Source organism: Bacteroidota bacterium, from assembly GCA_018266835.1.
Lineage (GTDB): Bacteria > Bacteroidota > Ignavibacteria > Tepidaquicellales > Tepidaquicellaceae > JAFDZO01.
In genome coordinates this window covers 962,880-977,774 of the sequence record JAFDZP010000002.1, presented here as the reverse complement: position 1 = coordinate 977,774, position 14,895 = coordinate 962,880, and the positions used below count along the sequence as shown (strand labels likewise).

Genomic DNA, 14,895 nt, shown 5'->3' with positions numbered 1-14,895 from the left:
AATGAAACTTTCACAATTTAAGTACCCCATTCCAAAGAACCTGATAGCAAAAGCCCCTAAAGCTCCACGCGATATGGCTAAGATGATGGTATTGAACAGAGAAGATGAATCAATCCTTACTTCAAAATTCAAAAGCATTGTTGATTACGTTAACGAAGGTGACGTGATTGTTATGAACGACTCTAAGGTTTTCCCTGCGAGAATGTTCGGAACAAAGGAAAAAACAAGAGCGAAGATTGAAGTTTTTTTATTAAGACAATTGAATGCAGAAGAAAATATATGGGACGTTGTTGTTGACCCTGCAAGAAAGGTAAGAATAGGGAACAGAATATTTTTCAATAAAAATCTTTATTGTGAAGTTATCGATAATACAACTTCCAGAGGAAGAATTGTAAGATTTAATGTTACTGAAGATTTTTCTAAAGTGATTGATAAGCTGGGCAAGACTCCGCTGCCTCCGTACATAAAAAGAGAGCCGACTGAAAAAGATAAAGCTGATTACCAGACAGTGTTTGCAAAGAACGTAGGTTCAGTTGCTGCGCCGGCATCAGGTCTTCATTTTACACCTGAGCTTTTAAAGAAACTAAAAGATAAAGGTGTTAAGCTTGCATATATTACTTTGCACGTGGGTCTTGGTACATTCAGATTAGTAGAGGTAGAAGATTTATCGAAGCACAGAATGGACTCGGAATATTTTGAAATCACGAAAGAGAATGCCGATATAATTAATAATGCAGTTTCCAAAAAAGGAAAACTGATTGCAGTCGGAACATCTGTTGCTAGAGTTCTTGAAGCAAACATTGTTACGACTAAAACTATCAGATACGGAAAAGGCTGGACAGATAAATTTATTCATCCGCCGCACACATTAAGAGTTGTTGATAAGCTTATTACAAATTTCCAGCTTCCGCAGAGCACATTACTTATGCTTGTATGTTCATTTGCAGGAAGAGATTTTATTATGAAGGCATATAAGAGAGCGATAAAAGAGAAATACAGATTTTATGCTTACGGCGATGCAATGTTAATCGTATAATAATTTTTTTTAAGGGCGGAGTTTTATTGTAAGACTTCGCCTTTTTATTTTCATTTTTGAAATGAAACATATCCTAATCATTCCGGCATCGGGTTCGGGCATCCGCTTCGGCTCAAAAATCCCAAAACAATTTTTAAAAATTGACGGCAAAGAAATCATTGCTCATACCATTGAGCGGTTTCATTCGTTAAAAATTATTGATGAGATATATATTGCTGCTCAGGCTGATAACTTTGATAAGCTGAAAAAAATTATTTCAAAAAATAATTTTACTAAAGTAAAAAGCATTGTTGAAGGGGGCGAGACAAGACAGGCGTCGGTGTTTAATGCGCTGAATGTTATCGAATGTGAAAAGAATGATATAATTATGGTTCATGATGCAGTGAGGCCGTTTTTATCAAAGAAGCTGATTGTGAGTTTGATAGATGAATGTCATAAATCAGGCGGAGTTATACCCGGTATAAAAATAAGCGATACGGTAAAGCGAACGGATGAAAAGCAGTTCATTCAAAAAACTCTTTCGAGGGAAAATTTGTGGACAGTTCAGACTCCGCAGGTATTCAGATGCGATATAATAAAAAATTCTTTGGCAAAGGCAGTAGCGAAAAATTTTGTCGGAACGGATGAGGCAGCGGTTGTAGAATTTGCAGGGTATCCCGTGAAAATTATCCCGGGCGAAAAGACTAATATCAAAATCACGGTTAAAGAGGACATGAAGTTCTTATAAAAGTAACCACTGAGAACTTAGATTATGCTCACAAAGGTCACAGAGAAAATTAATATAAATAAATTTTAGTATTGCTCTGCGTTCTCTGTGAAAAACTCTGTGTAATCTGTGGTTAAAAAATCCTGTAATAACTCAATTATTTTTAACAATTTTTATCATTACTTTTGCTTTAATGAAAAACAGTAAAGGTCAGTTATACATATACTCCCACGTCAGCAAAGTTTTAAAAGGTAATCCATTGGGTGACCCTTATGAAAGGGAGTTTCCTATTTATTTCCCGCCTTCCTATGAAACTTCAGATAAAAAATATCCCGTTGTATTTTTAATTGCAGGATTTACAGGTACTGGTTTCAGCAATGTGAACTTCAGTTTCCTCAATGAAAATATTCAGCAGAGATTAGACCGTCTTATCAAAGAAGGAAAGATGAAGGAAATGATTGTTGTAATGCCTGACTGCATTACGAAGTACGGCGGAAGCCAGTATATAAACTCTACTGCAACCGGTCGATATGAAGATTACATAACGAAAGAACTCGTTCCGTTTATAGATAATAATTTCAGAACAATTCCGCATGCTCATTCAAGAGCTATCTGCGGGAAATCTTCAGGAGGATACGGTGCAATGATTCTTGCAATGAGAAATCCCAATGTCTTCGGGCTTATGTGCACAACTGCGGGTGATGCGTACTTTGAGTATTGCTACAAAAATGAATTCGGATTTTTTATAAATGATATTGAACGTTACGGCAAGGGCGATAAAGGCGTTGCGAATTTTATAAAGAATGAAATTAATTTTAAACAGCCTAAGCCAAAATCATTTCATAATATTATTAATACGATAGGCATGGCAAGCTGTTACTCTCCTAATCCTGCTAACATGAAAACGAAAGGCTATAACTTTGATTTGCCAATGGACTTAACCACGGGAGAAGTGAGGCAGGATATTTTTAAGAAATGGCTGAAGCACGACCCTGTGAATTTAGTCGGTAAGTATAAAACTAATTTGAAAAAATTAAAGTTAATATTCATTGATGCCGGAAAATCGGATGAGTTTGCATTGAATGTCGGCGCAAGGATTTTCTCGCAGCGATTAACAAAGAATGGAATTAAACATTACCACGAAGAATTTAACGGAGGACATTTTAATGTTCAGTTCAGATATGACAGAACATTTGAAATGATTTCCAAGCATATAAAAAATTCATAAGAAAAGTTAAAACAAAGTTTATTAATTTGAAGCCACTTGTAATATCAACATGGAAACACGGATTAGCAGCGAATGATGCCGCTTATCAGGTTTTAAAGAACGGAGGAAATTCTCTCGATGCAGTTGAAGAAGGAGTAAAAGTTTCTGAAAACGACCCGACTGTTTTGAGCGTCGGCTATGGCGGATTGCCCGATGCAGCGGGAAGAGTGACTCTTGATGCTGCTATTATGGATTGGAAAGCGCGCATAGGCGCAGTGATTTGTGTAGAGAATATTAAGAATCCGATCTCACTGGCAAGAAAAGTTCTAGAAGATACTGAGCATACAATTTTAGCCGGAGACGGCGCATTTGAGTTTGCCTTAAAAAACGGTTATGAGGCTGAAAATCTTCTGACGGAAAATTCATTAAGAAGATTTAACGAATGGAAGGCATCGGGTGGTGAAAACGCAGAAGAAATTCATACCGATGATTTTTCCATACTGAAAAGAAAAGCTGATTCGATAAATGAAGACGGCAATCATGATACAATCGGAATGGTTGCAATTGATAAAGACGGACATATATCGGCATCATGCACAACTTCAGGTATGGCGTGGAAATTACATGGCAGAGTCGGTGATAGTCCTATTCCCGGAAGCGGACTTTATGTTGACGGCGAAGTTGGCGGGGCAGCATCAACAGGCAGAGGGGAAGAATGTATAAGGGCATGCGGTTCTTTTTTAATTGTGGAGTATATGCGATTAGGAATTTCTCCTATGGAAGCGTGCAAAATTGCATGCGAAAGAGTTGTGAAGTTGAATTTGCTTTCGAGTAAAAACCGCGACCACATTTTTCAGGTGGGATTTGTTGCGTTGAACGTAAAAGGCGAGTACGGCGCATACAGTGTGAGAAAAGGATTTGAATATGCAGTATATAATCAGAAAGGTAACCAGCTTATACAGGCGCAAAATTATCTTGATGAAGATTTTACAATAGAAGATTTATAATTTTACAGTATGGATAGCTTTATAATAATTAAGAACGGAATAGTGCTGACTCTTGACAGGCAGGGAAGAGCAGGCATACATACGATTGTTATAAAAAATAATAAGATTGTTGAGATTGATTTTGATAACAGATTTGAAATAGGGAAATTTATTGACAGGTATCCGCAGACTAAGCTTATAGATGCGCAGAATAAAATTATTGTGCCCGGATTTATAAACTCCAATTGCTACTCAACATTTTCACTTAATAAATTATTTTTTAAGAAGTGTACGTTTGAAAGTTTAAAAGAAAATCCTGCTTTGCAGACGATTGATAAGTATTTGTATCTCGTTGAAAACGTTCCGAAAAGAAAAAATATTTTTAAGGTCAATTATTTAAAATCGATTTGCGCAGGAGAGGTAAATGTAATTGAATCATCAGGTGATATAAATCACGAACAGTTAGATGACGCGTTGAACGGTTCAAACATGACGGTGAATCTTGTTGATTATGAAAACAACAAATCAGCAAATGCCCCCATAGATGCAAAAAGTTTTTCGGGAGTAAGAGGAGATGAGCAAATTAATATGTATCTGGTAAATAATCTGAAGAACCTGACTAACTCAGCCGATGTAAAATTGTTTTTAGAAGTTTATCAGAGTGAAAAAGATTTAACTGAGATAAAGGATTTATTCAGAAAATCTCTGATATATGTGCTGAAAGATTATAATCTTTTAACACAGTCAACTATACTTTCCAATCCTATTTATCTGAGTAAGAATGAGTTCGATGTTTTAAATTCAACATCTACGAACGTTGTGCTCTCTCCATCTGATATTGTGAATTTTTACCCGAGGAATTTTGATTTCAGAAATTTTATTTATTCAGATTTAAATGTAAGCATTGGTACGGGATTCACAGGGAAAAATGTATTCTCAGAGATAAAGTTAATTTCTTCCCTATGCTCAAAGAACATCAGAAACTATGAGCCTCTTTTGAAAATGATTTCTCTTAACGGTGCTTATGCGCAGGGTATATCTAATCTCACAGGCTCAATTGAAAAGAATAAGCTGGCCAATTTTGTATTTTTCGATTTAAATAAATTTAATTCCTTTGCTGCATTCCCTGAAATTGATTCGGAAAAAATTTCAGAGTATATAATTGAGAATTTAAATTCTGAAAATATATCTGACGTAATTATTAACGGAAACTTCGAAGTAAAAGATTATAATGTAGAATTAAAATTAGATTTCAATCCGTTAAAGACTGCATCAGAGATCAGCAATGAGATTTATAAAGCAGGTAATTACCACGAGTATGCCGAGAAGCAGAAACATTTTAAGAGACACGAAAATATTAACGAAGAAATATTTGATAATCCCTATGTAAGCGGTGGACTTGAAGAGACACAGAAAGAATTATTAGTCGAATTCGGAGAAGAGTTCAGAGTAGTAAAAAAAGAAAGCGATGATGTACTGCAGCCGATAGATAATTCATTTTTACCGGGTTCGGTCAATTCGTTATCCTATATAGATTCGTATGATTCAGATTTTAATTTCTTAACAATTGAAGAAGAACAAATAACTCCCCATCCTTTAACAAAAGAAGGTGTGAAATTTTCTCCAAAGAAAATTTCTTTTGATGAAGAAGAAACTCTTGCTGCTGAAACAAAAGAAAGAAGAGATGAGAATCCGAAAGAACCGGTCAGAGAAAAACCTGTGATAAGAAATACAGATTCACATGAAGAAACACAAAAACCTAAAGAGCCGCAGTTTAAAAAAGTAAAACTTCGTTTCGGATTCAGTGACGATAAATAGATAAACAGATAACAATTAAATGAAACTTGCAACACTGCTGTACATAAAAAATGATAACGGTGATTATCTTTTGTTAGAACGTATTAAAAATCCTAATAAGGGTTTATTCTCTCCTCCCGGCGGAAAATTAGATGTTCATCTTGCAGAATCTCCCATAGAGTGCGCCGTCCGCGAAGCGCATGAAGAGTGCGGCATTGAATCAAAAAATGAAGACTGGAAGCTCATTGGAATAATGACGGAAAAGGAATTTCCTCACATCGGAAACATTATGGTTTTTCTTTTCGAGTTCAAAAAAAGAATTAACGATGTTCCGCCTGAATTTCACGAAGGTAAATTTCACTTTGTGCCTGAATCAGACCTGATGTCATCGAATATTCCGGAAACTGATAAGAAGTACATCTGGAGTAATATTCTGCAAAATAAAAAAACAGGTAAAAACGAGGTTTTTTTCCTCAATATGGACTGCACAAACTATCCCGAAATCATTTTAAAATAGAATTTTTTAAAACATTCAGTTGTTATTATACGTAACTCCAAAAAATTAAAAAGGATTAAAGTTGTCAGAGATATCTACCCCAGGTAAATCGGTATTGCCGGACACCCAGAATTTACAAGACCCCCGTAATCTTGCAATCGATAAAGTCGGTGTAAAGAACGTAAAGTACCCAATAATAGTAAAAGATAAAGAGAATTCAATACAGCACACAGTGGCAACAATTTCTATGACAGTTGATCTGCCGAAAGAATTTAAAGGAACTCACATGAGCAGGTTTGTAGAAATTTTGCAATGCAAAGAAAGAGAAATGCATGTAGATGCAGTTGATAAAGTACTGGAAGAGATGCAGAAGAAACTCAATGCAACAGCTTCACATATTGAAATGGAGTTTCCTTTCTTCAGAACAAAAAAAGCGCCTGTAACACAGAAGGAGTCATTGCTGGATTACAGAGCTAAGTTTCACGCAGCAAGAAATAATGAGCAGAAAGATTTTGTTCTTACAGTTATTGTACCTGTAACAACATTATGTCCGTGCTCAAAAAGTATTTCAATACACGGCGCGCATAATCAAAGAGGTGAGGTGACTGTTTCAGTAAGGTTCAATGATATGGTATGGATAGAAGATATAATTACTCTTGTTGAGCAAAGCGCAAGCTCTGAATTATATTCTTTATTAAAAAGAGAAGACGAAAAATTTGTAACGGAGAGAGCTTATGAAAATCCTGTATTCGTTGAAGACCTAGTAAGAAACGTTGTACTGAAGTTAAAAGAAATGCCTCACATTACCTGGTATAGTGTTGAAGCGGAAAATTTCGAAAGCATTCACAATCATAATGCATACGCATTGATTGAATCCCATAAATCCCTTAACGGATATATTATTTCCCGATATTAAAAAAATATTGAGCAGGGTGTGAAAAACTCTGCTCATTTATTTTCAAATCTCTCTGTCTTCTATAAGTTCAGCGGAACAAAAAAGGTTTTAATTCGTTGAAAAATTAGCATATTTTATTTGTCTTTGTATAAAATTTTAAAATGCATATTTTTATAATTCACCAAAAATTCTTTAAAAAATGACCAAAATTAAATCATTATTAGCACTTTTTGTGTTCGCTTCATTTTGCTTAATGGGCTTTTCCTCCGCAATGGCAGTGGAAGCTCCGAGTGTATCAGCTACTACAAACAAAAAATCATTTTCACCCGGTGAAAGCGGCGTACTGACTTTGAAATTCAAGACAGGGGACCATGTTAAAATTCCTAAAGATCCCGAAATTGAAGTAACTATTACAGACGGAGTTGATGCCGGAAGCTTGCAGGATTATGCAGGCGGTTCAGATGATTATTTATCAAGCCCTGCTTCAGTGAAATATAATTTCACAGTGCCTTCAGGCGCAGCAAGCGGAACGACGATTACTATCAAAGGAAAAGTAAAATTCGGATATTGCAACTCGGCTGACGGTGTTTGTAAAATCGGAACAAAGAATTTTACGGCGAAGATCAAAGTAAAATAATAAAAGTTAATAAATATCAGTAAGGTTATAAAAGTTTTTAAAAGAAATCAGGACATCTATATAAAATGAAAAATGCATACTATTTTATTTCAGATGTTCATTTAGGTTATGGACCTAAAGACGATAACGTATTAAAGGAAAACGTTCTTTTACATTTCCTCGATTATATTAAAGCAGATGCTAAGGAATTATTCATCGTAGGTGATCTGTTCGATTACTGGATGGAATACAAGCACGTAGTTCCGAAAGGATATTACAGACTGTTTGCAAAAATATCTGAGCTTGTTTCCGAAGGAATAAAAATAAATTACCTTGCAGGCAACCATGATTTCTGGAGAGGAACGTACTTCAAAGAAGAGTTTGATATAGATATTGTATTCGATGAGATAATCCGTGAGATTGACGGGAAGAAATTCTTCATTCATCACGGCGACGGAATGGCTTACAAAGATACAGGTTACAAGATATTAAAAAAAATAATGCGCAACAGATTTGCGCAGTTCATGTATGCAAAACTACACCCTGACTGGGGACTGGGGCTTGCGAAAAAAAGCTCGCACTCTTCACGAATGCATACGGGACAAAAAGATTATACGAAGCACGACGGACTCAGGGATTTCGGCGAGATGAAAATAAAAGAGGGATTTGATGTAGTTATAATGGGGCACAGGCACCGTCCTTTAAGAGTAGATTATGATTCAGGCACATACATCAATACAGGGGACTGGATTGACAATTTTACATATGTAGTTTATAAAGATAAAAAAATAGAACTGATAAGTTACTATAACAAAAAAGAAAATAAGTATAAACAGGAGACAATAAAAGCGGTTGGCTAAAAAAGATAAATATAAAGAAGAAGAACTCGATAAATATCTTAACGATAAGGAATACAGAAAAAACGTATCCAAGAAAAACAGGAAAGCAAATAACGTACTGGGTACGGCAGTAGTTTTTATTTTAATAGGAATAATCTGCTTTGCAGGATATCTTGTTTACCTTTCACAGGGGCTTCCCTCACTTGCCGAATTAGAAAATCCTAAGCTGGAAGAAGCAACTAAAGTTTATTCCGCTGACGGAGAGTTAATAGACAAATTTTTCTTAAAGAACAGAACTAAAGTTACCATTGAAAATATCCCTAAGGATATGATAAATGCTTTGGTTGCAACTGAGGACAGAAAATTTTTCGATCACTGGGGATTTGATTTAGATAGAACTATAAAAGCGCTGGTAAAGAATATTATTGCTTTCAGAACAAAGGAAGGTGCAAGTACAATCACACAGCAGCTTGCAAGAAATTTATATCCTGATATCGGCCGTGAAGTTTCTATTAACAGAAAGCTTCGCGAAGCAATGACTTCGATTCAGATAGAAAGAACTTATACTAAGCAGGAAATTTTAGCTTATTACTTAAACACAGTTTATTTCGGTAAAGGCGCATACGGAGTTGAGGCAGCTGCGCAGACATACTTTAATAAAAGCGCTAAAGATCTGGGAATTGATGAATGCGCAATACTGGTTGGTGTATTGAAAAATCCGACTAAGTATGACCCTGTTGATAATCCCGAAGAATCCAAGAAGAGAAGAAATATTGTTCTGAACTCTATGCTTGAGGCAGGATATATCAATGCTGAAATATACAGAACAGTTTCCGATGACCCGATAAGAGTTACACTGCAAAAAAACTTTGCTACATTTAATTCCCCGGCTCCTCAGTTTACTGAAATGGTGAGGCAACAGCTGGAACAGAAAGCAGAAAAATACGGATATGATTTATACAGAGACGGCTTGCAGATTTACACGACACTCGATACTAGATTCCAGAAGCATGCAATGGATGCTGCAACTGAACAGCTGAAAACTTTCCAGAAGGAATTTAACGGTTACTGGAACTGGAAGAATAATAAAGATGTATTGAACGACGCTGTTGAAAGACAGATAAAACAATCGGAAGAATATAAAAAAGGAAAGACTGACGCTGAAAGAAATAAGATTGCCGAGAAGCTCCGAAAGAGTACTAGCTTTGTAGATTCTGTAAAAGCTATTGAGACAACTGTTCAGTTGGGATTTGTTTGTATGAATCCAAAGAGCGGTGAAATAAAAGCTATGGTTGGCTCTAATCCTAACAATCAGTTCAAATACGGTTTGAACCACGTTACCCAGATAAAAAGACAGCCGGGTTCAACATTCAAAGTTTTTGTTTATACTGAAGCGATTCAAAACGGCTACAGCCCGGGATACATGATTTCCAACGACCCTGTTAATGTAAACGTCGGTGGAAAGATATGGTCGCCAAAAGGCGGCGGTACAGGCGGAAGTGTTTCGCTCAGAGATGCTATTGCAAAATCAATTAACGTTATTGCTGTAAGGACTGCTATGGAAATTGCTCCGCTTGATAAAGTAATTCAGCTTGCCCATGATATGGGTGTAAGGTCTGAATTACCGAATGTTCTTTCATTGGTACTTGGCGCGGGAGAAGTGACTCCGCTTGAAATGACGAATGCATTCGGAACAATTGCAAACGAAGGGATATGGGTTGAGCCTGTTGCCATTACAAAAATCTGCGATAGAAACGGAAACATCATAGAAGAAATAAAACCTGATTCGAAAGAAGTTTTAAGTGAAGATGTTGCATACATAATGCAGGATATGATGGAAGGTGTTATTGATGAAGGAACTGCAACAAGCATACGTTCATATTTTTCGCGGCCTGCTGCAGGTAAAACAGGAACGACTAACGATTATACAGATGCATGGTTCATCGGATTTACTCCGCAGTTCTTAGCAGGTGTATGGCTTGGTTTTGATGATCCTCGTGTGAAGTTCGGAGGCGGTTACGGTCAGGGCGGTAAAGCTGCTGCTCCTATATGGGGACGCTTTATGAAGTACCTGTATGCCGATGACAGTTTTGATTTTCCTGTTGCATACTTCCAGATGCCGGATGGTGTAGAGGAGGCTAGTATATGCTCCGTAAGCGGAATGCTTGATAACGGTTCATGCCCTTCACATAAAGAGCTTGTGCTGAAAAAGTTTCTGCCGAAGAAATGTAATGTACCGCACTCGCTTCCATCGGAAGGAACTCAGGAAACAAATCTTCCTCCGGAGAATAGTGTAGGATTTTAAAAGAGAAAATAATTTTCGATTACAAAAAAAGCCCGGTGAGTTTTTAATTCATCGGGCTGTTTGTTATTACAAAGTTATTTATGAAAATTTACTTTACCAGCATCATCTTTTTTACTTCACTGAAGTTTTCTGATACTAATTTATAAAAATATACTCCGCTGGTCTGGTTTGATGCATTCCAGTTTACTTCATACTTACCTGCTGATAAATTATTATTCACAAGCTGCTCAACTTCTCTTCCGAGTGAATTGTAAATAATAACTTTCACAAATCCCGCCTTGCTGACATTGAATTTAATTGAAGTGGTGGGATTGAACGGATTCGGATAATTCTGACTTAAGCTGAACGTTGATGGAACTTCAGAGCTTATCTGATTTATTCCTACCGGTGAATACGTAAGATAAATTTTAAAAATCCTGTCGCTGGCAGTTCCCGATGTATAATTTGCAAGCGGGACTTTAATGCCTCCGAACATATACCCGACAAGAGTTCTTGTTGCATACTGATTAAGCTTCACAACTCCGTTTGAGTATTCTTGAATATTCTGCACAGGAATAAACTTTGCATTTGTTCCGAGATACTCAGTAAATTTTATTGGTAGAATTGTTTCAACAGTTGTTCCGTTCTGAAGCTTTGACAAAGATGTAATATCCTTTATAAAAGGAACCAGAGTATCCATCTTAACCTGTCCTGTAATTCCGTCACAGTAATAAAGAGATGTTCCGCCGAAGAAAACAGTGTGCATATCTTTTTTTACTGAGTCGTACATATTCAAAAATGCAGAACTGTACTGCTGAAATCTCTGACTGAAAGAATTATCTACAGAATAATTTGAACTGTTTATATAAACGGGATTCTGATACGGCAAGTCTTTTTCATACTTAAACACACCTCCGTATAATGATAACGATTGTGAGCCGTCAGGATTTATCATCGGCACTAAGTTCATATCTCTTCTATGAAGATTTACTGAATCAGTATAAGCAACATAGTTTGAAACTGTAATTGTACCGGATATATTTAAATTGAACTTCTTGTATTGGTTGGTGTACTTCTGAAAAAATTCTCCGTTCGCCGGGCTTCGGTACTGTCCCGAAAAATTATGTCCTCCTACTAAATAATAATCATTGCCTATCATGCTAAGCTCGCCTCCGCATACCTGCATTCTTGAATCGCTTATCTGAGTAACATACGAACTTATATTCTGATTATTCACAACTGCGTTTATAATTCCCGGAACATTGATAGCAGTAATTGTAGTGAACGTTACCGTAGAATCTCTGAGAGAATCTAATCCCATTCCGCCAATCATTACAAGCGTCTGGCCGTTCTGATAATATTCCATGTTGTGAGTTTTAAGCGGGTCGGCAACTGCTATGTTTAAATCGGTATAAATATTTTTTGACCAGACCTGATTTGTGTTAGGGTCAACAACGTAAATGTATCTGTTAGCATAAGCTCTGGGAAATGCAGGGAGCGTATTGCTGAATCCATGCAGCCCGTTTGTTCTTCCGCCGATGAAAAGCCACTTGCCGTTATACTGTGCAAATGCAAATGAATGTAAGCTGGGAGAATTTGGTATGCTGATCTGTTCTATTTCAACATTGAAGGGAACAGCTGAATAACTTTTCGCGCACAAGAATAGCGCGATGAATAAAAGGGACGATAGTTTTTTCATGTATTAAATACGGGGTTGTTCTTTGTTTGGATTATAACTGTCTTAGAGGTATAAAAATTTCAGTTATATGTAAGATAATCAATTTATTTTACGCATAAAATCAAGAAATTGTTGCTTTATAAAGCTCTGATTTTTGGTACCCTTAGATAGATATACATGGCGCAGGCAAGAAGTAAGAGAGCGAAAAGAATGATTCCGAATGTTTCACCAATCCACTCTGCAGTGTTCCCGATTAAAAGTGAACCAAGCGGCATTAATCCAAAAAATGTAAATGTATAAACTGCAAGAACTCTGCCTCTGAGCTCATCAGTTACAAGTGATTGAAGAAAAGCATTTGTCAGATTATATACAAGCACAGTGCTTGCCCCGACGATGAATAATGTTACGTAAGCTGCAAATGTGAAATGAAATATTGCGAAGAAGATTATAAAAATTGGTAGCGAAATTGCACCGAGAGTATAAAGTTTACCGCGAAAATTAAACGCGCCGAGCGATGCTACAACGAGAGCACTGAGCAAAGCCCCTACTCCACGTGCCGATTGCAGCATACCATTAGTGGTAGAATCTCCGCCCAATATTTTTACAGCCCATGCAGGAATTAGGGTTGTGAATGAAACTCCCAGAAGGCTGACTGCAGCAGAGAAGAAAATAAAAGTCCTTATAAGTTTATGAGATTTTATATAACTCAAACCTTCTTTCAGATCCGAAATAACTGAAGTCGTTTTCTTAACCGCTTTTTTTACATCAAGTTTGATCATAAATAATCCTATGATAACTGCAATGAATGAAACCGCATTGATTGTAAAACACCATGCCGGACCTACAAGAGCGTATGCAACTCCTGAGAAAGCGGGACCAACTGCCGAAGCAGTATTAAACATTGTTGCGTTGAGCGCAATTGCATTTGTGAGATGTTCGCGGTGAACAAGCTCATTTATAAAAGTTTGTCTTGCCGGTGCATCAAATGCTACGGCTACTCCCGTTAATAAGGATAAAACTAAAATATGCCAGGGTTCAATATTGCCTGAGAAGGTAAGGTAAGCGAGTATGATAGAAAGCACCATTAACGCAACCTGCGTTATGATAAGAACCGTTCTTCGTGAAACGCGGTCAACAACTACTCCGCCGTAGAACATAAAGAACCATGATGGAATACCTGAAGCAAAACCTACGTAACCGAGATAAGAAGAAGAATGTGTGAGTTCAAAAATAAGAAACGACTGCGCAGTGATCTGCATCCATGTGCCGATCAATGAAATAGTCTGACCGTAAAACCAGAGTTTGAAATTTCTGTGAGTAAGTGCGGAGAATGTATTTTTGAAACTGAGCTGCTTTAAAAAACTTTTGCTGAACTTTATTATTTTATAGGGAAACGAAACTGTAGTAAGATTATCCGGCATTAAAAAATTTACTAAAAATTATAATTTCACCAATGTACATAAATTTGCAGGTATTACGTTTTCTTTGTTTTCAAATATGTTAGTTCCTGCATAGTGCTTTTCGATTTCCTGAATAGGCATTATTTCACTTATTACAAAATCTCTTTTTGATTCTATATAATCCTTATCAAATAAAAAATAATCTTTCATAGTATATCCGAAATTATTTTCAAGATATGACTTCAATTTTTGAAGCACCGGGTAGGTCATTGCATCGGGCTTCCAGAAATCAAAAACAATTTCAGAGCCTTTCTTCTGTATAGATCCGAGCGTTTTAAATAAATAATCGAGAGTATTTTCATCTAAGAAAAATGTCAGTCCCTCCATAATAATCATTGAGCGGTTTGAAGAAGCTATTGCGCCGTTAAGTTTGGAGCGTAAATATTCTCTGTCGATGACGTTTCGCAAATCAATCGGATAATAATAAACATCACGGAAAGGAATTATAGCTTCCTGAATGAATTTCTGTATACGTTCTTTTTTGTAGTAGATTATATTTTCGAGGTCAACTTCAATGTATTCAAATTTCCCTTCCAGAAGAAACGGATAATTTGTAAATCCCGAACCGATATTTATTATAGCAGGATTGTTATGGGTCTTTATAAATTCTTTTTGCTTCTCGTAAAAAAATCTGTGCCTTAAGCTTATAAATAAATCATCGAACTTATAAACATTTTCATTTAACTCATCATAATATTTCCTTGCAGCATCAGTAATCCATAGATGAGCGTAAATATCTTTGCTTATCATTACTTTTTCAGAGCGGGAGACGTTTACAACAAAAGCTGTTCCCGAAAGATCATGTTCTATTTTATTTGTAGGCATGAGGATTAGATTGAGAAGTTTTTATTTCGAACTTATGTGAAGTTAACAGAAGGGATTTTAATTTTCTACG

At 36.4% G+C, this 14,895-nt stretch carries 13 protein-coding genes; 10 read left to right on the top strand and 3 right to left on the bottom strand.

Features of this window, described 5'->3' with window-relative positions; genetic code table 11:
- Position 1: 1 nt before the first annotated feature.
- From queA to JST55_06010, 10 genes are all read left to right on the top strand, one after another.
- Complete coding sequence (gene queA / locus JST55_06055; protein MBS1493050.1) at positions 2-1,036, top strand: tRNA preQ1(34) S-adenosylmethionine ribosyltransferase-isomerase QueA; 1,035 nt, start codon at positions 2-4, stop codon at positions 1,034-1,036.
- A 61-nt stretch (positions 1,037-1,097) separates the two neighbouring features.
- Entirely contained in the window at positions 1,098-1,763 is a 666-nt protein-coding gene (gene ispD / locus JST55_06050; protein MBS1493049.1) for a 2-C-methyl-D-erythritol 4-phosphate cytidylyltransferase, read from the top strand.
- A gap of 172 nt (positions 1,764-1,935) precedes the next feature.
- Positions 1,936-2,970, top strand: coding sequence for an esterase (locus JST55_06045; protein MBS1493048.1), 1,035 nt, complete (start codon positions 1,936-1,938; stop codon positions 2,968-2,970).
- Positions 2,971-2,996: 26 nt separating this feature from the next.
- Positions 2,997-3,956 (top strand): N(4)-(beta-N-acetylglucosaminyl)-L-asparaginase, encoded by a 960-nt coding sequence (locus tag JST55_06040; protein ID MBS1493047.1) that lies wholly within the window; start codon positions 2,997-2,999, stop codon positions 3,954-3,956.
- 9 nt (positions 3,957-3,965) lie between these two features.
- On the top strand, positions 3,966-5,753 hold the full coding sequence (locus JST55_06035) for an amidohydrolase family protein (GenBank protein MBS1493046.1): 1,788 nt from the start codon (positions 3,966-3,968) through the stop codon (positions 5,751-5,753).
- A 19-nt stretch (positions 5,754-5,772) separates the two neighbouring features.
- The gene (locus tag JST55_06030) at positions 5,773-6,249 is read left to right on the top strand and encodes an NUDIX domain-containing protein (GenBank protein ID MBS1493045.1); all 477 of its coding nucleotides are present in this window, start codon (positions 5,773-5,775) and stop codon (positions 6,247-6,249) included.
- A gap of 61 nt (positions 6,250-6,310) precedes the next feature.
- On the top strand, positions 6,311-7,144 hold the full coding sequence (locus JST55_06025) for a GTP cyclohydrolase I FolE2 (GenBank protein MBS1493044.1): 834 nt from the start codon (positions 6,311-6,313) through the stop codon (positions 7,142-7,144).
- 178 nt (positions 7,145-7,322) lie between these two features.
- Positions 7,323-7,760: a hypothetical protein gene (locus tag JST55_06020; protein ID MBS1493043.1), complete on the top strand. Its 438-nt coding sequence runs from the start codon at positions 7,323-7,325 to the stop codon at positions 7,758-7,760.
- 65 nt (positions 7,761-7,825) lie between these two features.
- Positions 7,826-8,599: a UDP-2,3-diacylglucosamine diphosphatase gene (locus tag JST55_06015; GenBank protein MBS1493042.1), complete on the top strand. Its 774-nt coding sequence runs from the start codon at positions 7,826-7,828 to the stop codon at positions 8,597-8,599.
- Positions 8,592-10,883, top strand: coding sequence for a PBP1A family penicillin-binding protein (locus JST55_06010; protein ID MBS1493041.1), 2,292 nt, complete (start codon positions 8,592-8,594; stop codon positions 10,881-10,883). The genes JST55_06015 and JST55_06010 overlap by 8 nt, the downstream gene beginning before the upstream one ends.
- Positions 10,884-10,971: 88 nt before the next feature.
- Here JST55_06010 and JST55_06005 read toward each other — a convergent pair whose 3' ends face one another.
- The 3 genes from JST55_06005 to JST55_05995 form a co-directional block, all read right to left on the bottom strand.
- Complete coding sequence (locus JST55_06005; protein ID MBS1493040.1) at positions 10,972-12,561, bottom strand: T9SS type A sorting domain-containing protein; 1,590 nt, start codon at positions 12,559-12,561, stop codon at positions 10,972-10,974.
- A 116-nt stretch (positions 12,562-12,677) separates the two neighbouring features.
- Positions 12,678-13,961, bottom strand: coding sequence for an MFS transporter (locus tag JST55_06000; protein ID MBS1493039.1), 1,284 nt, complete (start codon positions 13,959-13,961; stop codon positions 12,678-12,680).
- An 18-nt stretch (positions 13,962-13,979) separates the two neighbouring features.
- Positions 13,980-14,825 carry a class I SAM-dependent methyltransferase gene (locus JST55_05995; protein ID MBS1493038.1) on the bottom strand — a complete coding sequence of 282 codons (846 nt, stop codon included), beginning with the start codon at positions 14,823-14,825 and terminating at the stop codon, positions 13,980-13,982.
- Positions 14,826-14,895: the final 70 nt, after the last annotated feature.